Source organism: Anabaena sp. 90 (genome assembly GCF_000312705.1).
GTDB classification, from domain to species: Bacteria; Cyanobacteriota; Cyanobacteriia; order Cyanobacteriales; family Nostocaceae; genus Dolichospermum; species Dolichospermum lemmermannii.
In genome coordinates, this window is the sequence record NC_019439.1 from 162,590 (window position 1) to 183,693 (window position 21,104).

Here is a 21,104-nt window from a genome sequence, read left to right on the forward strand (position 1 = left end):
TCATGATCTTTGGATTTTTTTATCCTGATTCTGATATTTATTACCAATTATTCATCAATATGTATCTAAAAATCAACTTCGACGAGATAAGAAAACCCTTTGGGTGCGTTGACAATTCTAGTATTAATTAGGAGATAGCTATCATGGGTGAATCCAAACGGAGAAAACAGCAAGATCCCAATTACGGGAAAGTTAAAAATCCTGTCAGAAATCTTATGAAAGTTTTTTGCCCGTTTTTTGAGGATTACGATAATTTATCTCATCTCGATGGTGATAGTATATCGTTGATGATCGCTAAGGAAGGTTACAAAGAAACGGGTTTGAAAGGAATAATTGTCACAGGATATCTCGCTGAACATTTATTAAAAGACTATCCTCCCGAATCTGAATTAGTCCAAGCTTTCAAACAACATGGAAATATTTACGTTACTTCAACATTAGCCTTAGCATATTTGGAGAATGATATAAACAAAGAGGAAAATCTCAGGAATTTTGATACATACGACCCATTAAATGACTTTATATGTATGAAAAGCGATTCCAAAAAGTACCAAGTAAGTTTGGTAACAGGATCTTAAAAAAAATTTTCTCATCTCCCGAAAAATCCCCAAAAGATCCCCGACTTCTGAAAACAATTTTCTCATCTCAAAGATAACTTATTATAGAAGTCGGGGATCTTGACTCTTCAGCTATTATGTACTTAAAAACTTTACACCTCAAACAATTTCGGAATTACCAAAACCAAAAAGTTGAATTTACCGCTGCTAAAACAATTTTAGTTGGTAATAATGCTCAAGGAAAATCGAACTTGTTAGAGGCTGTGGAGTTATTAGCAACATTGCGATCGCACCGCATGGCACGCGATCGTGATTTAATTAAAGAAGGTGAATCTACAGCCCAAATTCATGCCAACCTAGACCGGATTCATAGCCATAGTGATTTAACTCTCACCCTCCGTCGTCATTCTCGTCGCAGCGTGGCTATAAATGGCGTTACAGTCCCCAGACAAATGGATTTTCTGGGGGTTCTCAATGCGGTGGAGTTTTCTAGCTTGGATTTAGAATTGGTGCGTGGTAGTCCTGAAATTCGTCGCAACTGGCTAGATACGCTTTTAATTCAATTAGAACCAGTTTATGCTCACATTTTGCACCAATATCACCAAGTTTTACGCCAACGCAATGCTTTTTTAAAACGTTATCTAAATACACCAGAAAAATCTCTACAATCAGAATTAGCTATCTGGAATGCACAATTAGTAACTGCGGGGACAAGGGTAATCATCAGAAGAGATAGAGCTATTAAAAGATTATCTCCTATCGCTTCTGCCTGGCACGCTAGTATTAGTGGAGCATCTGAAATTCTGGAAATTAATTATGCTGCTAATATTCCCTTAGAAAAAACTTCTCCTCAAGAATTACAAGGGGCTTTTTTTGCTAAACTACAACAAAGAGCCGTTGCAGAATTACATCGAGGGATAACTTTAGTTGGACCCCACCGCGATGAAGTAGAATTAATTATTAATCAAACTCCCGCTCGTCAATATGGTTCTCAAGGTCAGCAAAGAACATTAGTTTTAGCTTTAAAATTAGCAGAATTACAATTAATTGAAGAAGTTATTAATGAACCACCATTACTATTATTAGATGATGTTTTAGCCGAATTAGATCCATCTCGCCAAAATCAATTACTTGATGCTATTCAAGACCGATTTCAAACCTTAATTACTACCACTCATTTGAGTGCTTTTGATGTTCAATGGTTGAAATCTTCCCAGGTTTTATATGTAAATGCAGGGAAAATAGATAATTGACAATTGGGTAATCTTCTTCTTCCTTCTGATTAACTGACAACTGTACGGGCGAAGCATTTGGAGAACTATTTTTGGCAATGACCGATAATTTATCTTCCAAATGCTTCGCCCCTACTGACAACTGTACGGGCGAAGCATTTGGAGAACTATTTTTGGCAATGACCGATAATTTATCTTCCAAATGCTTCGCCCCTACTAACAACTAAAACTTTTCCAGTCTTTTAAAAATGTGTAGAATAATTACAGTTAAAATAGCACCCATTAATCCTAATTGCCATAAACCGCACCCAGCAGCAATTCCCAAAGCCGCAGCTACCCAAATCGCAGCGGCAGAAGTCAAACCATGAATTTCCGGTGATTTTGATGTTTGGGAAGATTCACGTAAAATTTCCCCAGCGCCTAAAAACCCCACTCCAGCAGCAATACCTTGAACTACACGACTAAGAGAATCAGCACTAAGTTCTGTTCCACCCGCTTGGATAGTGATGAGAGTAAATACGGCTGAACCCAAACTTACTAACATATGGGTTCTTAAACCAGCCGGTTTATTTTTTAGTTGTCTTTCTAAGCCAATTAAAGCTCCAATAAACAAGGCAAAACATAAACGAAGTCCAGTGTTTAGCCAGTCACTACCGGCAATATAATAAGGATTGATCAATTTTTTTCGGTGGTAAATAGTTTAATAAATGAAATCGGGGCATTGTTCGGACTAATTGGTAATATAGTAACAAAAAGTATGTAATAAATATTATTTAATAAATTGAGTGGATAAACTCTATTGGCTTGACCAAATTAAACTACAAGACCTCGCTAAAGTTGGCGTGCAGGCGTTCGATTTAAGCAAAATCAAACAACGGGGTTATCCTGTTCTTCCTGGTTTTGTGGTAGAGGCAGATGTTTTACGGCAATTTCTAGAAACTCTCAATAGTTCAGAGTCGTTAATTGCTGATTTACCCTATTCTTCTCTACATTTAGATGTACATAATTGGCGACAACTGCAACAGGTAGCCGGACGCTTACGTCAGGAAATTATCTCAGCGACTGTGCCACCTCATTGGGTGAGGACAATTTTTCAAGCTGCGCGACAATGGCAAAGAAGCAGTTTAATTTTGCGTCCCAGTTTGGCAATATCAAATAACCAAGAAATGAAAAATGTATCTGGGTTATTAGAACCAGTATTTTGCCCTTGTGAAGAAGAGGAAATAGGTGAAGCTTTAAAGCTGCTTTGGAGTCAGTTATTCCGAGCCAGAAGTTTACTATATTGGCATAGTGCGGGGCTTAGTTTGCCCAGCATTAATTTAGGGGTGTTAGTGCAACCAGTTGACAATGCGATCGCTTCTGGTGTAATCAATACTAAATCATCGGCATGGGATATTGAAGCTACTTGGGGTTTAGGACTAGCAATTACCAACGGTGAAGTATTACCAGATGTTTACTACATAGAACCAAAAACCGGCGCAGTCGTAGAAAGACAATTGGGTAATAAAATGTTGGCGTATCGTCTTCATCATGGTAATGCTTTTACAGATGAACAACTGCAACCAACATTAGATACTGATTTTTTATTAGCTTATATTTTAGAAGAATCCCAACAACAAGAATATGCTTTGCCAGAAGAATTTTTGCAAGAATTAATTACTGTCAGTAATCAAATAGTCAGTGAATTGGGGGCAACTTTAACAATGAAATGGACAGTTGCCAAAGAATCTTTAGCCACAAAACTCTATATTACAGAAGTCACTGTTCCCCAATCTGTAAATAAGAGTGTGCAATTTATTCAAGGCATTGGGGCAGCCAGAGGGAGAATTATTGCTAATGCCCATATTTTTAGTTCATCACAAAAAGCAATCCAAGTTCCTCAAGGTGTAATTCTCATCGCCCCAGTGATTACTCCTGATTGTTTGCCCTTACTACAAGGAGTTGCGGGGATTATTACAGAACAAGGAGGATTAACTAGCCACGGGGCGATTTTAGCCAGGGAGTTGGGTATTCCTGCGGTGGTGAGTGCCACAGGTGCAACCACTCTTTTACAAGCAGGTGAAAAGTTATTATTAGATGGTAATAAGGGTGAAATATATCGTTTCACAGAAGATAAAGAAAACTTTCCTAGTGAGGAGATAGAAGAATTAATCAAAGAGGAAAAAATTGTCAATTATCAGCCGATAAATTTACCAATAATTGCCACTAAGTTACTCGTAAATTTGAGTCAAGGACGATTAATTGAACAAGTAAAATGTTTACCTGTAGATGGGTTAGGATTATTACGTTCAGAATTGATGATGTTAAATATTCTGGAGGGAGAACATCCTCAAGAATGGTTAATAGCTGGAAGAAAAGCGGAATTATTAGAGTTATTATCTGAGCAGATTAAGCAATTTGCTCGCGCTTTTTCACCCAGACCTATTTTTTATCGCTCTTTAGATTACCTACCCCATGATTTATTATTATCACAGTCATCAATTTATAGTGAGCGAAATCGAACTATTCTTGGTGACAGGGGTGTTTTCAGCTATATGCAAAATCCGGCGGTTTTTGAATTGGAATTGCAAGCTTTAGCGATAGTTCAAGCGTCTGGTTATAGAAATATTAATTTGCTATTACCTTTTGTCCGCAGTGTTGAAGAATTTATATTTTGTCGTCAAAAAGTTGAGCAATTTGGGTTAACACAAATATCCCAGTTTCAATTATGGATCATGGCAGAAGTTCCTAGTATTTTATTTCTATTACCTGAATATATTAAAGCTGGTGTGGCAGGTATTTCTATTGGCACAAATGATTTAACTCAATTACTATTAGGAATAGATAGGGAACAGGGAAAATTAGGGAGAATATTTGATGAAAGTCATCCAGCAGTAATGGGGGCAATATCTCAATTAATTAAAATGTCTCAAGCTGGAGGTATTCCCTGTTCTATTTGTGGTCAAGCCCCGGTGCTTTATCCAGAAATGATTGATAAATTAATAGAATGGGGGATTAGTTCTATTTCTGTAGAACCGGAAGCGGTGGAAAGGACTTATCAAGCGATTTCTCGTGCTGAACAAAGATTAATTTTAGCAGCAGCACGACGACAACTTAGCAACTTAAAAAATTAATATCGGCAAATAGCCGCTACTTTCACTCCGCTAGGCATTGCTTCTGGTTCAAGAGTATAAACTTTACCACCATTTAAGATGGTGTGAATTACCGCAAAATCTAACATATCTTCATCATCTGGTGCTGGTTCTGGATGTAATTCAACTGTAGCAGTTGGTAAATCAAATTTACCCCATATATGTTGTTTTAGAGGCACAAACAAAGTATCAACTCTTTGATAATATGCAGCCGGAATAATTGCTTTGATATCATTGGCAATTTTGTTACTTTCTTCCCCAGATAGTTGCAGATAAACAGCCATTAGATCTTCATATTCCTGTTGAAATAAAGGGTTAACAATTTCCCAAGCTGCATGATTTAATTCTTGCATTTTGAGGATTTCTGCATTGCCAGTAATCCCTGTTTCTGCTAAATATGGATAAGTATTAGCCTGTCGGTAAATTGGTAATAAATATTCTACTCCTGCTAATATTAAAGGTGCTTTTTCACGTCGCAATTTTTTATGTAATGCACTATCAACAGCATAACAAAATTGCAAAATATCTTCTTCATGTTTCTCTCGATCTGGATTACCCTGTCCATGCACAGAACCAGGGTGTTGAGCCGCAGAAGTCGCACCTCTAGGGATACCAATTCTATGCTGTACGCCTTTTTGAAATTCATCTTCTAAGAGAGTTTCATCCAAACTATGAGGCATATTTTCTACTTCTACTTCATTAATTTGGTAGCGTGTGCCTGAGTAAAGTTTGACATTCTTTTGACTTAAAGCCAAAATGTAGAATTTTCCATCATTATTAATCAGATTTAATAAGGGTTTGATATGAAAATTCTTGCCAACAACCACTAATTGGGGAAAAGAAATTGGTAAACAATAGTAACGAAATAGATTGGGGGAAATAAAAATTACTAATCCCTGATTTTGAATTTCCCAAAAATCAGTGTTGTCTAATTCCATCGCTGGTTTGAGCAAATTTACAGTCTCAGCATGGCGTAATCCTGTTTCATCTAAGCGGTTTTCAGCTTCTCGAATTAAATTTTTAAACCGAATCGGATTTTGTCGCGTATCTCCTCCTAGTTTTTCCATAGGTAGATACAGAGAAACGCATGGATACTCAGGATTTTGGACTAAATTTTTGAGTTCATCAAGAGAAAATATAGTCATAGATTTCATCCCTGTCGAGGATAATTACAGAATCTAGATTCCATTCAACTCTTGATGTGGAAATTCTGCATCTTGCTTTTGACAAGAAATTAACTGCTTTCTATTCCTTTTTATAGATATATAGCAATTCGTATTTGATTTGTGATAGCGTAGCGTGCCGTAGATATACATTGCAAGAGTCAGATCCCCGACTTCTCTAAGAAGTCGGGGATCTGATATTCAAGTGGGTTATAAATGGGTGTAGAAAGAATTATTGCGGTTTGAGAATACTGGGAATTGTAGCGAGGATGCGTGTGACAATTTCTTCTGGTGTTTCGGTCGCGCTCATAGTAATATGTAAGTCAGCTTGGGAGTACATTGGTTGACGTTGTTCCCAAAGCGATGTCAATTTACTTTCGATATCGGCATCTTGTAAAAGTGGTCTGGTATTGTCTTCCGCTAACCGCTGTAAGATTATTCCTATTGGTGCATCTAACCAAATTATCAACCCATGATGGAGATAACTCCAATTCTGCTGCTGCATGGGAACACCCCCACCCGTAGATATAATCAACTTAGTATAAGCACAAGCTTGAGCTAAAACATCACTCTCTAATTGCCGAAACTCCGCTTCACCATTTTCGGCAAATATTTCATTAATAGATTTACCTGCGGCTTTGATTATAACTTCATCTGTATCTACAAATCTATAACCAATTTCTGCAGCTAATAACTTTCCTACCGTTGTTTTCCCAACTCCCATCATGCCAATTAAATAGAGGTTGACTCCTTTTAATATATCAATCATCAGTATTTTTCTCCTGTAAAATTATTAATTATTATTAAAGCTTAAATTAGCGTTTTTGTGGTTTATTTTCGTTGTCATCCTCAAAATCATCATCTTCAAAAAAATCCCAGTCATCATCATCTGTAACTTGAGTTTTGCCTGATTCTTGGTAAGGAGGAATAATTACCCGATAATCAGCATCATAAACAGATTCAGTTTTACCCACAGCAGTGTTTTTCGGTGATTGGGAACTATAGGAATAAACGGAACTATTGCGGGAATTATAACTTTGTTGACTTGGGGAAGTTTCTGTTACTGGTTCTGAATTTTCGCCATTATCCCAATCATCTTGATTGCGATTTGTGTCCCAATCGTCAAATTCATCATCAACTTGATTAACGGTTGGTGGAGGACTTTGAGGAGGTGGAGTATTTTGTCTAACACGGGGTGGAGTGGGAATTGATTTGGGTAGAGGTTGTGGTGCTTGTAAATTTAAATCAGTCGCAAATTTTAACAATCTAGTAATTATTAAAGATGTGAAAATACCAGCAGTGATACTTAATAAAATCCACAATGCTAATGGTAATGCTTGAGTTCGCATCCCCAAAAACATTAATGGAAGTGAGGGCGACAAATTTTGAACTAATATTATTATTAGTCCCAGCATTGCCATCACCAAGATAATTAAGCGAATTACAGCCATAAAAAATTCAAAATTGCAGCAGGATTCTAAGAATACACCAGGAAAAAACAGATGAATATAGCTGTTGCCACAAAAGAGCAAAATAGAATTAAGAATTAAGAATTAAAAATTTAGTTTTTTAATTTTTAATTTTTAATTTTTAATTCCTATAAATGACCTTGCCATCGCTGAATTGGTATACAGTCAATATCTAATTGATCCAGAGCGCGAGCTACAACAAAATCAACTAAATCCTCAATGGTTTGTGGGTTGTGATACCAAGCAGGAATAGCGGGGACTATTCTCACTCCAGTTTCCGCTAAGGTCGTTAAGTTCCGCAGGTGAATTAAACTAAAAGGGGTTTCTCTGGGGACAATTACCAGTTTACGTCCTTCTTTAATTTGGACATCTGCGGCTCGTTCTAGTAAGTCGGAACTTAGCCCCCCAGCAAGTTTTGCGACTGTACTCATACTACAAGGCATAATGATCATCCCCAACGTGCGGAAAGAACCACTGGCAATACCCGCACCAACATCACTCCAAGGATGACAGCGGAGTTTACCTTGTTCGGGAACTCCGGCTTGTTCTCGCCAAAATTGCTCTTGTTTTTCTGGTTCTCCTGGCATTCGGATTTCCTGTTCTGCCTGCCAAACTGTGTAAGTAGATTTAGATGCCACCAGTTCAATTTGATATTCTGCGGCTAAGAGGAATTTAAGAGCGCGAACGGCGTAAATTAGACCAGATGCACCTGTTACGCCCAAGATTAAAGGTTTTGTGTTATTAGTCATTTGTCAGTGGTCAGTGGTCAGTGGTCAGTTGTTAGTGGTCAGTGGTCAGTGGTCAGTAGTCAGTAGTTAATATTTAAGAGCAACTAACAACGGACAACTGACAAAGGACAACTGACAACTGACTATTCTTGATCATAAGGTTCTCTGTCAAAAGATATGGCTTTGCCACGCAAGCTATCGCTTTGATTTTGTGGATAAATGTCTCCTGTTTCCTCATTGCCAGTATTCTCGCTCATGGACTTAGGTAAACCATCAGCACCAACTGTCACTAAATCAATTTGTTGACGGTAGTAATCAACACTTTTGACTTGTACCATACAGCTATCGCCCAATCGGTAGGAAGCCCGATTTTTTCGCCCAAATAACGCTTGTTGTCTGGCACGATATTCATACCAATCGTCTTTGAGGGAACTGACGTGAACCAGTCCTTCTATTCGTAAGGTATTAGCGAGATTACCTTCTGTGGGCGATTCTACTGGGACTTCAATTTCCACAAAGAAGCCGTAGGATTGAACACCAGTAATTACTCCTGGAAATACTTCGCCAATGCGTTGTTTCATTAAGGAGGCTTTTTGGAGTCCGGCTAAATCAGCTTCAGCTTCTTGGACTTCTTTTTCTCGGTCATTAATTTGGACAATGACTCTGGTTAAGTCGCTTTGCAGTTCTTGTTGGAGTTCTGGGGGGAGAACGTTCCAATTGATTTCTTCGTGACAATTAGAATGGCGCAGGTTTATCCGATCTTTGACGCGGGTATTCCGGCGATCGCGCCCATGCTCTAGTAAGTTATGATACACCCGTTGCAAGAGGATATCTGGATAACGACGTAAGGGGGCAGTTATGTGGACATATTGGGATAAAGCTAGTCCAAAGTGAGAACTTTTGGTAATGCTATATAAAGAAGGCTTGAGAGTGTCTTGTAATAAATAGGTGAGAACTTGTTCCGATGGGGAATCGGCAAAAGCTCCCGTCAAGTGTTGATAATCTAGAGGTTGGATTTCTAATTCTGGATCAAGTCCTAATTCCACACCTAAATTAACGGCTAGTTTGAGCATTTCCTGAACATCTTCGGGATCAGGTGTGCCTTGAACTCGCCATAAACTGGGAACTCCCAAGGCGCTGAGATGATCAGCCATGAGTTGATTAACTAATATTACCAATTCGGTAATGAGCGATCGCCCAGGTAAGTCATTAACCACCACCGATCCCATTGCTCCTTCGTCATAGTAAGGGTTGTGGCTGGGTGGGAGATTTAACCGTAAGCTGCCCCGCTGTAGACGTACCTGCTTAATAGCAGTAGCCAAAGTCTGTAAATCTGGTAATTTCTCTTGGACTTCGACTGCCACTTTGCTGCTTTCACCGGCAAGAATAGCTGCTGTCTCTACTTGACTAACAGCTACATCTACATTAATGACACTAGGTTGAATTTCCCATTCCTCCACTTCTCCTGATTGGGGGTTAATGGTGATGATAAAAGAGAGAGCCAAGCGATCGCTACCAGGGACTAAGGAACACCGTTGTATCACCACTGCTGGCAACATTGGCAGTAGTAATTCTCCCAAATACACTGACTTACCCCGCTTGAGAGCTTCCCTGTCTAGAGCCTCATCGGGTTGGATATAGTGGGAAACATCTGTAATGTGAAATAATAATCGCCAATTATCATCAGTAGTTTTTTCCACACTGAAGGCATTTTCAACCACAGACTCATCACTGTTGACACTCTTAATGGTGAAGGTAAAAACCTCACGTAAATCGAGACGATTTTTCAGGTCTGCTTTCAGGAGTCTCTTGGGTAACTTTGCTGCTGCATCGAGGATAGGATCAGGAAAAGTTCGGGATAAATCATGTTTACAAGTTACCAAATCTATATCCGCTGCGGCTTCAGCATCACTACCCAAAATTTGCACTACTCGACCCAATGGGGGATATTGTGCGAGGGGATAGCGAAGAATTTCTACATGAGCTAAGTGATCAATTGCTTCTTCCAACTTCATGCTGTTGAGTTGTAGTTTTAGTTCAAACAGCAATCTGTCATCCAAAGGGACAGCCCGAAAACCTTCCTCCACCTGCTTAATTCTGGCGAGTAAGGTGTGATTAGACCGCTCCATAATCAACTTCACCTCACCTTCTGGCGATCGCCTGCGACTGCCTTCCTTGAGGACTCTTACCAAAACGCGATCGCCATTCCAGGCATTGCTCAAATGACTTTCACGGATGTAAATATCCTCTGAGCCTTCGCTATCTTGAATCGCAAAGCAAAAGCCCTTACTAGAACAACGGAGTTTAGCCTCAATCAAGCCTTCTTCGGTAACGCGGCGATATTTCCCCCGTTCCTTCACCAAAAGCCCGATTTTTTCCAACACATCCAAAGTAATTTGGAGTTTTTCTAGACTTTCTTCATCCTCACAACCCAGTTTTTTTTCTAGGACTTTACGAGCCACTAATTTATCATCTGTAAAATTGGCAAGAAGTGTAGCGATTGAAAATTCCATGCAGTGAACCGACCTTTGGTCAAAACATCATTTGTTGTCGAATCTGGCTCTTTACTGTATTCCCTCGCGGTTTACAGACACTTGCTTACGAATTTCGCCTTTGCGTAGTGTTTCGTAGAAAAGGCAAGTCCGCTCATCGCGCAGCGTGGCGTTAGCCATAGTCATTGTCAGATGAAGCCCCTGCGTTGACTTCTCACTGCACGACAATCTCAGCGTTTGCTTACGTGACCCTTGACTTGATCTAAACAATCTTGACCATGCACTCCTGATACCTAATAATTAAACACTACGTAATTTAGATAATGAGTTAGTGAGAGACTTGGTTTGGAGAACTCTCTATCTCACCCACAACCCACAAACTACAAACTGGTTTAACTACAGGTGTTTGATAGTTTAGATGTAAGGCAATTCCACGACATCAATTCTGATAGCATAGCGTGGTGTTGGCCATGTCTTCACTGGAAGAAACCGCTGAAAAACCCAATTCTCCCTTATGTAGAATCGGTAACAATCAGGTAAGCAGTAAAACACAGGCAACGAAGGCAAACCTTATCTTTATTATTGTAGATTTAGAGCGCACTTCTTTAAAAATACTTCTAGATATCTAATTGGTTAATTAGTATAGCATTTAAAGATAGACGACAATTTGTGATCAACAACTGTTAGTATCAGGACATATTTAACGTCGTGAGTGCTTAGTTCTCAGTAAGACTTTATATTGAAATATAGGGTTTTGTCTAGGGGATGGTCAGTGGTCAGTTGTCAGTTGTTAGTAGGGGCGAAGCATTTGGAAGATAAATTATCGATCATTGCCAAAAATAGTTCTCCAAATGCTTCGCCCGTACAGTTGTCAGTTGTCAGTTGTCAGTTGTGCGCTGACTAGCAATTTATGTTATTAGGAAAATTTAGATAAAAATGGTTGAAAGTATGATGTTGGCACAATTCCAGAATTTGTACCCCAACGGCAGTATTATCTCAGAATTAATAGAAATTTTTCAAGGGAAATATATCGTCCGTGTCAGTATACAACTCGAAGGTATCACCAGGGCAACGGCGATCGCAGGAGCAGAAACAGTAGAAGCAGCAGAAGACCAGGCTAGAAACAGAGCTTTAACGGTTTTGGGGGTCAAAAATACACCGGGGGAAGTCACAAAATCTGTCTCCCCATTAGTTACCACTCCACAAATAAAACCCACTTTCCAGGAATCAAAACCTGTTCCCCCTGTTAACAATACACAGATATATACACCACCGCTACCAGAAGAAGAAATTGATCCCAAATTTCCAGAACCAGAAATATTTTCTCATCAAGAACCAGAATATCCACCTTTATCAGAAGTCCCCCCTAGTAATGTCACGCCATTTACACCTCGCAGTTATACCCCTTATGAGGATACTGGTGTCCAGTCAGTCGTCGGTAAAAAGAAAAGACATAATGAACCAGTAAATTTATCTGATGTCATTGCCCAAACAGACGTAGAAATCGAGCGCTTAGGCTGGACACCAGAACAAGGTAAAGATTATCTGGTCAAAACCTACAGTAAACGAGGACGTTCTCTGCTGAGTGAAGAAGAATTACGAAATTTTCTCACTTACCTCAAATCTCAACCAGATCCAATTGCGGGATTTTAGAATCAGGAGTCAGGAGTCAGGAGTCAGGAGGAAGAAGAAAGAAGAAAGAAGAATTTTCTCATTGACAACTGACAACTGTACGGGCGAAGCATTTGGAGAACTATTTTTGGCAATGATCGATAATTTATCTTCCAAATGCTTCGCCCCTACTGACAACTGACAACTGACAACTGACCAATAACTAAACTAGAGGTACAGGACGACTACCGGCGGCATGACGGTCAATTACTTGGTCAATTAAGCCATATTCCTTGGCTTCGGCGGGAGACATAAAGAAATCACGTTCGGTATCTTCAGAAATCCGCTCAAATGGTTGACCAGTATGATCAGCGAGAAATTCATTTAGCCGCTGCTTGTGATACAAAATTTCGCGGGCTTGAATTGCAATATCAGTTGCTTGTCCTTGAGCGCCACCGAGGGGTTGATGAATCATAATCCGTGAATGGGGTAAACTCATCCTTTTACCCTTTGTACCCGCGCTGAGGAGAAAAGCTCCCATACTGGCCGCCAATCCAGTACAAATTGTACAGACATCAGGGCGAATATGCTTCATGGTGTCAAAAATACCCATTCCCGCTGTCACAGAACCACCAGGAGAATTAATGTACATATATATGTCCTTCTCCGCGTCCTCAGAATCTAAAAACAGCAGTTGGGCAACAATCAAGTTAGCCAGATTGCTATCAACCTGTTCTCCCAAAAAAATAATCCGCTCACGCAACAGCCGTGAATAGATATCAAAGGCGCGTTCGCCTCGGCCGGATTGTTCAATAACGATAGGAATCATTTAGTGTGTTTTAGCTATTTTTCATTTATTCTATCGGTGACAACGGCTAATTGTGTTGAAATTGCCAATTAAGATTAGGACAAGCCGGGTGAAGAGAGCAGATAGAAGCTCATGTAAAGAAATATATTTTACACAAATATCAGTATTATTACGGTTCTTGCTAATTGAGTGACTGGAGTAAAACAATGAGATATCCCCAGGGATTTAAAAATAAATTTGGATTTTCAGGACACTTTTTGGAAAAAACAAACGTCCACGTTGTCAGGTGCATATAAAGAGAGAACTGAATCACATTTTTTCACAGATTTCTGAGCTATTCTCAAATTATATTCACCAAATCCGATAAACCAATAACACAAAGTGTATTGAGAATAACAAGTTCCTATGGAAGTCTCATCCATATAAATAAAGAGAGGGATATTATGCTAGAAAAACTTATACAAGCGGCCTTTATTACATTTTTATTGCAACTCATCGCCGTATTGAGTAAAACTACTCCAATACATCCCAAGGCAGTCTCACCTCTTGCGGAAATGTCGGGTCCTGTAATTAGTTCGACTTTCCAGGTTTCGGAGTAAAATGCAGCCTAGACGGAACACTATGGCTTACGCCACGCTTCGCTATCGACAAGCTCAGTGCATCGCAGGGAATAGGTAAAAATTTTAATCTTTTCCCTGATTACCAATCTATTATTTTTAATTCCGCCCTGGGGTAGTAGTCATGACTTTATTTTTGCTATTCTGATTATCTCCACCTGTGATACTGCGGAAATATAGCCCACCAATACTGATGAGAAATACCAAATATCCCACGGCTTGAACAATATAGATTTTGTCTCTATAACCAAATAAGGACTTGAGAATGATACCGGGAAACTGTTCGTCAGATAAGATTTTTTCAGCATTCCAAACCATTGGACCTAAGATACAAGAGTGAATTCTGGTAAAGTGTTCATAATAGAAACAAAGATTTTCTGAAGAACGACTACTCAAAGCTAGATTAGCTGTAGCTTCATCAAAATGTTGTAAACCGGAAACTACTAAACCAGAAACAATTAATATTAATAAAACGCCCATAACTTGAAAGAATTGGCGAATATTAATTTTCACACCCCATTTAAATAATAAAACGCCAATTACTGACGCTGTGGCTAAACCACCAAGTGCGCCTAAAGTCGGCAATAAACCTTGTTGAAAATTAGCTGCAACGAAGAGAACAGTTTCAAATCCTTCGCGGACAATGGCGACTAGAATTAAACTAAAAACTCCCCAAGCTGCATTGGAATTTTTGCCTATTGCGTCGGTAACTGCTCCCTCAACTTGTGCTTTCATAAATCTGGCTTGTTTTGTCATCCAGATTAACATCCAACTCAGCATGACTATTGCTAAAACACTAAATACACCTTCCAATGTTGGCTCAACAACAGAGGTATATTGAGGATTAATAGATCCTAAGAATTTAATGATCCCCGTAAATAAAATACCGATTAAGCCACTGACAATAATACCAACAATTACGCCAGCATAAACCCAAGGGTTGAGTCGAGATTGTTGGGCTTTTTTTAATAATGCGAGAACAATACCCACAACTAAAGCGGCTTCGACACCTTCTCGCAGGGTAATTACAAAAGTGGGTAGAGCGGTACTAAAATTCATAAGAATACACGGCAAGCGGGAAACTCAGTCCCTTTAGGGCTGAGAGGGAAGCGACACGAGCGGTTTTAACCGCTGTGGATATTAAAATTGAAACCAGATTTTTGATTGGAACCTGGAAACCAACTCCCATTTCTGGGGTAATGTTAGCTAGATGCCTCCGGCACGCTGGCGCGAACGACCTGTTCTAAGAGCTTGTTAGACTTGCAACACTGTTCCAGTGACCTTAGAACTGTTTAATCACAAGCGACAGAGCGGGGAACTAGCTACGCATTCCCAGGTGTCGTGACTCAAATAACGGCTACCATGAGACTAAGCTCAGGGTGGTCTGGTCAGCACAGCTTGCTTGATTACTCTTGCAAGCTCAGTCCCTTTAGGGCTGGGTTACTGACTTTATTAGTTAGGGCTTGCTGAAAAAGTGGGAAAAGGCAAGAAAAAAGATGACTAAGTAATTAGGCAAAAGCAAAGATAAGTTTTTGTTGCCTAAAATTAGGCAAAACATCACTTTTCTTAATCAAATTAGGGAAAAAAGACATTATAGGGTTTTCAGCCTAGACTCTTATAATGCTTCCCCTTGTATCCTACCACTCATATCCGTACTTTCCAGTAAACTATCCCCCAAATCTCGGTTACTTACTAATGAAAAAGCAGAAAATAATAGACTTCCCTGGAATAAAATCTTTCATTGTGTCAGATACAACGAAATTATCGAAAAACAACCCAATAATCAACCCTATCCTCCTGATTTAACTTACCGAGAAAATATTGCCCGTCAACCTATTCACAAAATTAGAGGCTATGATCAGAATAGCAGCACTGCAATTTTAGTCACTGTTGATAGTTCTCAGCCTCAACACTGGATTAATTGACACATCAGGAAGTAGTAACATGAAAAACCAAAAATGTCCCACTTGTCAAGGTGAGTTAGAAACTAAGCAAATTGAAAAAATGCTAAAAGGAGGAAATAACACCGCCGTTATCCATGTAGAAGCAGAAGTTTGTTCAAAATGTGGAGAAAAGCTCTATAAACCAGACGTTGTTAGCCAATTTACTCAAATTCGTGCCAAACTTAGAAATCAACAAACAGAAGATTTTCAAGTGATTGGTCAATCTTTCCGCATTTCTGTTTAATTAATCAAGGAAGGCTGAAGAATTTTATTCTAAGTTTGATAACTGTGAAGATGTTAATAAGTTTTTAGTCTATGAATAATCTTACATCTTGCAATTGTCACAGGCAATTATGCTTGAGTCTTGAGAATGGGTGGCCCGGGATTCGAACCCGGAACAAATCGGTTAAAAGCCGAGTACTCTACCGTTGAGTTAGCCACCCTTTTGCTGTTTTTCCAACTTTATCAATATACCATCAACAGCCATGGTTTTGTCAAGGGGTTTTCAAAAAAGATTTGCCGTTAATCCAAAAGAAGCAGTACAACTAGCTCCAGGAGCTAACACAGTCAGGTTTTCACCAGTGTTGAAAGCATTGCGGGTGGCACTCCAAGGCTCTAGACAGTAGAATTCTTTGCCTTTAACAGTCCAAAACACCAACCAGGTAGAGAAATCATCGTAATCGAGGGTTAGCTTCAACCTGCGGCTGTTATCTGTGACTGTGGCTGATTTACTGGTGAGTCCCCCAAAAGCAAAATCAATTTCATCTTGGTTAAAGTCGAATTTGCCGTCAAAGGTGTGAAACTCCTTAGTTTTGTTATCTTGATATCGTGTGGAAGGAAGTTCCACTTCTAGCTGATTTTTGTCACCACAGAGAAAATAAGGGTGGAAACCAGCGGAAAATGGCATGGGTGTAGATGACAGATTTTTATATTCCTGACGCACTACTAAGGTATTCCCTTGGAGTTCGTAGGTAAAAGCCAATTGAAAATCAAAAGGATAAACTGCCTTTGTTTCCTCGTTGCTGCTGAGAACTACAGTTAGACTAGCCTTACCTTCAGTATTTTGCGCTGTTGCTGTCCAAGGCAATTCCCGCGCAAAGCCATGTTGTTTGATAGTATACGGTTTTCCGTCAACGCTGTAAGTATTATCAGGTAAGTTACCGCAAAGAGGAAACAAAATGGGATTACCACCTCTAACGCTCAAATCAGGATGAGTAAAGCGTTCAGCGTCTAGGTAAAATATTTCTTGACCTTGCACCAGCCAACGAGTGATGATACCACCTCTTTCTGGGACAACTTCTATTTGTGTACCAGCGGTTTTATCAGACAGGATGTAGGTTTTGTATTGTTGTTCTTGAATGTCAATGGTAAACATGATTTTTGGTGATTGGTGATAGGTAATTGGTGATTGGGCAGATACCCGTTCGCAAAACATGACTCGCTAACTAAGCTTTCCGTCTCACGCCTTTTTCCATTCACCTCCTATTACAGCACTTTGCGCGACAAATAGGGGCAGGTTTGATATTGATTTTTCAATTTCTTGGAGATTGTTGGTTTCATCTAATACTTTTCAAACAACCTCTTAATAATGAAAGATTCAGAGCAGGATTATCACTCCTTAGACTTAACTCAAAATTGATAGCGGCTGCTCAAGCCCATTCCAACGATATGGCTCGGCATAACCGTCTAAGCCACACTGGTTCTGATGGTTCATTAATGGTAGATCGGATGAGGCGATATGGCTATAATTATCGGTGGGCTGGAGAGAATATTGCATATGGTCAAACCTCTGCTCAAGAGGTAATGCAATCTTGGATGAATAGTGCAGGTCATCGTCAAAATATTCTTGATCCTAACTTTCGTGATGTTGGGATTGCATATGCTTACGGAAATACATTCTATTGGACACAAAACTTTGGTGCATAGCTATTTTTGAGAATCTTGGTAAGAAATCCGCGCCAGGGAATTCGTCAACTGTATCTGGGGCATAGGGCATAGGGTATTGGATATTTTCCCCAGTCCCCAGTCCCCAGTTCTCAATTTAAACGTCTTCGGCAAAAATGAAGCGATATAACTCGCTAGGATCTGGTTCAGGGCTGCTTTGGGCAAATTTAACCGCGTCCTCAATTACAGCCTGAATTTTCTTTTCAATATCTTTGAGTTCTGCTTCTGTAGCTAGATTTTGTTCCAGCAAATAAGCAGCTAACTTTTTAATGGGGTCACGAGCAAACCAAAATTCTTTTTCTTCTTTGCTTCGCATTTCGTCTGGGTCAGCTAGAGAATGACCCCGGAAGCGATAGGTCAGAGCTTCAATTAAAGTTGGACCTTCTCCTGCACGGGCGCGGGCTACGGCTTCCTGAGCCACCTGACGCACTGCTAAAACATCCATACCGTCTACTTCCACACCCACCATGTTAAACACACTGGCTTTTTTGTATATCTCTGGTTGGGAAGTTGCCCGTTCGTGAGACATACCAATTGCCCACTTATTATTTTCGACCACAAAGAGAATTGGCAATTTCCATAAAGCTGCCATATTCAATGTTTCAAAAAATTGACCGTTGTTAGCAGCACCGTCACCAAAGAAGCAAGCGGTTACTTGGTCTGCGGTTTTGTCTCCCAGAACTTCCCGACGATATTTAGATTGGAAAGCTGCACCAGCAGCGACGGGAATACCTTCGGCTACGAAAGCATAACCACCTAATAGGCGATGTTCCGCAGAAAACATATGCATAGAACCACCGCGCCCTTTACTGCAACCTGTGGCTTTACCAAATAATTCTGCCATAACTTCGCGGGCGGGAACTCCTGCGCTTAAAGCATGAACGTGGTCACGGTAGGTGCTGGAAACGAAATCTTCACCGGGGCGCATTGCACCTTTGACAATGCCGCTACAAACTGCTTCTTGTCCGTTGTATAGGTGGACAAAACCAAACATTTTTCCTCTATAGTACATTTCGGCACATTTATCTTCAAATAAACGTCCTAGTGTCATATCTTCGTATAAGCCCAATCCTTCTTCTTTGGTGATTTGGACTGTGGCAGTATTAAATGTGGGTAACGTGCGCTCTTGAGCCATGCTGGTGAAGTATCCCTATTGTAAAAGTTAAAGTTAAGTTGGTTTTAGATAACGTTAGCTATAAATTAGCCAGCGTTGACAAAACTAATTTATCAAGCCTCATTTTATAGGATAGCAATGAGGATAACTGGCTTTCTGCATAGCGATTAACAATTAACGTAATTTCATCACGTAAGTTAAGATGAAGCTACATGAAATCATATTTTAAGAATAATCAAACGCAGATAAACGCAGATAAACGCAGATGAGAATGAATAAACTCATCAATTGTATGATTTTTTTTGCAGCAACGGACAACGGACAACGGACAACTGACAACTTGAATTATTTGCCAATGATTTTGACTAGTCCAATCCCCCCAAAGTATAGTCCTAAAACCGCACCAGCTAAAAGACTTTGGGTCAGAGGATCGGTAGAAGGTGTCAGCACTGCTCCTAAAATTACTGCTGTCATAATTACATAACGCCAACCTTTCAACATGATTTGTGAGGAGACAATTCCCAAGGTAGCGAGCAAAATTTGAATAACTGGAACTTGAAATGCTAGTCCTGTGGTGAATAACAATAACAACACAAAGTCAAAATACTTGTCAATTGACCAAAGTTGCTCAACAACATCAGCACCATAATTAATGAAGAATTGTAAAGCAGCGGGAATGAGTGCAATGTCAGCAAAAATTAAGCCGCATACAAATAATACGCTTGAACCTAGCACCACAGGGATGACTAAACGCCGTTCCCGCACGGTGAGGCCAGGAAGTATAAACTGGATAATTTGATAAAGAATGAAGGGAGTAGCCAGGATTAAACCACCGTAAGCAGCAACTTTCATGGAGACAAAGAAAAATTCTCCCGGAGCTAATTGCAGAAATTTAACGCCGTGAGCAGGAACTTCTAGTAGTTGTACTAGGGGTTTGACGAAAATAAAACAACCGATAATACCCACTACTACCACTATGAGGGCATAGAAAATTCTTTGCCGCAACTCCTCCAGGTGGTCAAATATGGACATTTCCACTTCACCTGGTAATTCATCTAGCGGGTTAATAGATGGTTCTGGGTCTAAGCCGGGGGAATTTATGGTATCTACGTCTTGTGAAGAGGTCATGAGTAGGAAAAGTGGGAAACATTTGTTAGGCAATCTTCGTTCACTATTTTATAGGGAATCCGCTCGAAAACTTTTGAAGTTGTAAATAATTCACGAAAATAGCCGTATTTATTTTTGGTAGCATTTCTATTTCTATTTTTATTTTTACATTTGGACTTTAATTTTACATCTGTATTAATTAGCACAAAATTTACTTTGTGTATTTCTAAATTATTACTACTTGATACATAAGTATTAATTGCAGATCTTATATCCTTTTATGCAGTATTTCCTAGCTGTATAGCTTGTTAAATCTGGTTTTTTTATGCTTTAAAAAAAATACTCTAAATTTACGATTAAATACAAATGTACTTTAAATTACGTTCTGTTCTATGTTGACGGATAATATTTATATTTGTTTCTGGTCAAAAAAAGATTTTTTTATCCGGGATTTTCCCATAGTAAATGTATACGTATCAAGCACGTTGTCTTGTGGTTAAATTAACTCTGCCAGGGGGGTAAGAGTGGATTTGTCCATCACAGATATAACTTTAATCTGTGAATCAATGAAAACAATAACTTGTTTATCTCAGTCTGGGATCAATCAAGGATGTAGTTGGGTAAAACCAAGTATAAATCTTGATTTACTTCTGTACTGACTAGACATAGATATACTAATGCGCTTTAAGGTTGCATTCTTTGTAGTGTCTTATTTGAGACTATAAACAGATTTTTCTGGCAATTTTTAGAACTATTAGCTGATTAATAAGTTTTCACGATTGATCAAAATAATGTTGCTGATTACGCAATAGAAATCTGAATCGAATTTAGATATGAAAAAAACAATTGGTGTAGGACTAATGGTGTTGTCAGTTTATCTGTGCAATTCCAGTGCTTGTTTTGCAGGGAATAAGCTGTCTAGAGATAATGCTCAAGCAAGAATCGAAAATTATACTCAATCACAGTTAGTGGTTAATGTCTCTGGTAGAGATGAGCCACAAGGAGATTGTTTACGTAAAGGTAAATGCAAGGACTAATATTTTTTGATTACAAAGTAATATTTGTAACCGAGCTTAAATAATTAGCGTTAAGCGAGATTTATCAGATCATCAGATTTTTTCTCAACTTTCAATATTGGATATATTTTGGTTGGCTTCGGTAGAGGGAGTCATCCAGATGTTATCTATG

At 39.3% G+C, this 21,104-nt stretch carries 21 protein-coding genes and 1 tRNA gene; 8 read left to right on the plus strand and 14 right to left on the minus strand.

Annotation, left to right across the window (positions count from 1 at the left end; translation table 11 throughout):
• Positions 1 to 143: 143 nt before the first annotated feature.
• Together ANA_RS19555 and recF are read left to right on the plus strand one after the other, a co-directional pair.
• Complete coding sequence (locus ANA_RS19555) at positions 144 to 578, plus strand: hypothetical protein (protein ID WP_015083152.1); 435 nt, start codon at positions 144 to 146, stop codon at positions 576 to 578.
• 116 nt (positions 579 to 694) lie between these two features.
• Positions 695 to 1,810, plus strand: coding sequence for a DNA replication/repair protein RecF (gene recF, locus ANA_RS19560; protein ID WP_015083153.1), 1,116 nt, complete (start codon positions 695 to 697; stop codon positions 1,808 to 1,810).
• On the opposite strand, the gene ANA_RS24985 is transcribed toward recF, so the two are convergent.
• Both ANA_RS24985 and ANA_RS19565 read right to left on the minus strand, forming a co-directional pair.
• Positions 1,725 to 2,012, minus strand: a complete 288-nt coding sequence (locus ANA_RS24985; RefSeq protein ID WP_085929765.1) for a hypothetical protein — start codon at positions 2,010 to 2,012, stop codon at positions 1,725 to 1,727. The two genes, recF and ANA_RS24985, sit on opposite strands and share 86 nt — an antisense overlap.
• Positions 2,013 to 2,468 carry an MgtC/SapB family protein gene (locus tag ANA_RS19565; RefSeq protein ID WP_015083154.1) on the minus strand — a complete coding sequence of 152 codons (456 nt, stop codon included), beginning with the start codon at positions 2,466 to 2,468 and terminating at the stop codon, positions 2,013 to 2,015. It abuts the gene before it with no gap.
• A 106-nt stretch (positions 2,469 to 2,574) separates the two neighbouring features.
• On the opposite strand from ANA_RS19565, the gene ANA_RS19570 reads away from it, so the two are divergent.
• Positions 2,575 to 4,902, plus strand: a complete 2,328-nt coding sequence (locus tag ANA_RS19570; RefSeq protein WP_015083155.1) for a putative PEP-binding protein — start codon at positions 2,575 to 2,577, stop codon at positions 4,900 to 4,902.
• Here the strand turns inward: ANA_RS19570 and ANA_RS19575 are convergent.
• The 5 genes from ANA_RS19575 to ANA_RS19595 form a co-directional block, all read right to left on the minus strand.
• Entirely contained in the window at positions 4,899 to 6,065 is a 1,167-nt protein-coding gene (locus ANA_RS19575) for a baeRF7 domain-containing protein (protein WP_015083156.1), read from the minus strand. The two genes, ANA_RS19570 and ANA_RS19575, sit on opposite strands and share 4 nt — an antisense overlap.
• Before the next feature lie 250 nt (positions 6,066 to 6,315).
• Positions 6,316 to 6,852, minus strand: coding sequence for a shikimate kinase (locus ANA_RS19580; protein ID WP_015083157.1), 537 nt, complete (start codon positions 6,850 to 6,852; stop codon positions 6,316 to 6,318).
• Positions 6,853 to 6,898: 46 nt separating this feature from the next.
• Positions 6,899 to 7,534 (minus strand): hypothetical protein, encoded by a 636-nt coding sequence (locus ANA_RS19585; protein WP_015083158.1) that lies wholly within the window; start codon positions 7,532 to 7,534, stop codon positions 6,899 to 6,901.
• Positions 7,535 to 7,680: 146 nt separating this feature from the next.
• Entirely contained in the window at positions 7,681 to 8,301 is a 621-nt protein-coding gene (locus ANA_RS19590; RefSeq protein WP_015083159.1) for a flavin prenyltransferase UbiX, read from the minus strand.
• 122 nt (positions 8,302 to 8,423) lie between these two features.
• Positions 8,424 to 10,793, minus strand: coding sequence for a ribonuclease R family protein (locus ANA_RS19595; RefSeq protein WP_015083160.1), 2,370 nt, complete (start codon positions 10,791 to 10,793; stop codon positions 8,424 to 8,426).
• A gap of 930 nt (positions 10,794 to 11,723) precedes the next feature.
• Between ANA_RS19595 and ANA_RS19600 the strand changes: the two genes are divergently transcribed.
• Positions 11,724 to 12,425 carry a hypothetical protein gene (locus tag ANA_RS19600; protein ID WP_015083162.1) on the plus strand — a complete coding sequence of 234 codons (702 nt, stop codon included), beginning with the start codon at positions 11,724 to 11,726 and terminating at the stop codon, positions 12,423 to 12,425.
• 9 nt (positions 12,426 to 12,434) lie between these two features.
• Here the strand turns inward: ANA_RS19600 and ANA_RS27175 are convergent, their stop codons facing one another.
• The 3 genes from ANA_RS27175 to ANA_RS19610 form a co-directional block, all read right to left on the minus strand.
• A complete protein-coding gene (locus tag ANA_RS27175; RefSeq protein ID WP_168654023.1) occupies positions 12,435 to 12,581 on the minus strand; it encodes a hypothetical protein in 147 nt (48 codons plus the stop codon).
• Between the two features lie 25 nt (positions 12,582 to 12,606).
• Entirely contained in the window at positions 12,607 to 13,212 is a 606-nt protein-coding gene (clpP, locus tag ANA_RS19605) for an ATP-dependent Clp endopeptidase proteolytic subunit ClpP (protein ID WP_015083163.1), read from the minus strand.
• A 695-nt stretch (positions 13,213 to 13,907) separates the two neighbouring features.
• On the minus strand, positions 13,908 to 14,867 hold the full coding sequence (locus ANA_RS19610; protein WP_015083164.1) for an FTR1 family iron permease: 960 nt from the start codon (positions 14,865 to 14,867) through the stop codon (positions 13,908 to 13,910).
• Positions 14,868 to 15,340: 473 nt separating this feature from the next.
• Here ANA_RS19610 and ANA_RS26735 point away from each other — a divergent pair, with 473 nt between their 5' ends.
• The gene (locus tag ANA_RS26735) at positions 15,341 to 15,733 is read left to right on the plus strand and encodes a hypothetical protein (protein WP_158310557.1); all 393 of its coding nucleotides are present in this window, start codon (positions 15,341 to 15,343) and stop codon (positions 15,731 to 15,733) included.
• Between the two features lie 19 nt (positions 15,734 to 15,752).
• Positions 15,753 to 15,995 (plus strand): YgiT-type zinc finger protein, encoded by a 243-nt coding sequence (locus ANA_RS19620; RefSeq protein ID WP_015083166.1) that lies wholly within the window; start codon positions 15,753 to 15,755, stop codon positions 15,993 to 15,995.
• A gap of 127 nt (positions 15,996 to 16,122) precedes the next feature.
• Here ANA_RS19620 and ANA_RS19625 read toward each other — a convergent pair.
• Positions 16,123 to 16,194: transfer RNA gene (locus tag ANA_RS19625), tRNA-Lys, on the minus strand.
• Positions 16,195 to 16,256: 62 nt separating this feature from the next.
• Positions 16,257 to 17,126: an aldose epimerase family protein gene (locus ANA_RS19630; RefSeq protein ID WP_015083167.1), complete on the minus strand. Its 870-nt coding sequence runs from the start codon at positions 17,124 to 17,126 to the stop codon at positions 16,257 to 16,259.
• Positions 17,127 to 17,386: 260 nt separating this feature from the next.
• On the opposite strand from ANA_RS19630, the gene ANA_RS19635 reads away from it, so the two are divergent.
• On the plus strand, positions 17,387 to 17,677 hold the full coding sequence (locus tag ANA_RS19635) for a CAP domain-containing protein (RefSeq protein WP_235082117.1): 291 nt from the start codon (positions 17,387 to 17,389) through the stop codon (positions 17,675 to 17,677).
• 115 nt (positions 17,678 to 17,792) lie between these two features.
• Here ANA_RS19635 and pdhA read toward each other — a convergent pair whose 3' ends face one another.
• Together pdhA and tatC are read right to left on the minus strand one after the other, a co-directional pair.
• A complete protein-coding gene (gene pdhA / locus ANA_RS19640; RefSeq protein ID WP_015083169.1) occupies positions 17,793 to 18,830 on the minus strand; it encodes a pyruvate dehydrogenase (acetyl-transferring) E1 component subunit alpha in 1,038 nt (345 codons plus the stop codon).
• Between the two features lie 324 nt (positions 18,831 to 19,154).
• Positions 19,155 to 19,937 carry a twin-arginine translocase subunit TatC gene (gene tatC, locus ANA_RS19645; RefSeq protein ID WP_015083170.1) on the minus strand — a complete coding sequence of 261 codons (783 nt, stop codon included), beginning with the start codon at positions 19,935 to 19,937 and terminating at the stop codon, positions 19,155 to 19,157.
• An 812-nt stretch (positions 19,938 to 20,749) separates the two neighbouring features.
• Between tatC and ANA_RS19650 the strand changes: the two genes are divergently transcribed.
• Entirely contained in the window at positions 20,750 to 20,953 is a 204-nt protein-coding gene (locus ANA_RS19650) for a hypothetical protein (protein ID WP_015083171.1), read from the plus strand.
• Positions 20,954 to 21,104: the final 151 nt, after the last annotated feature.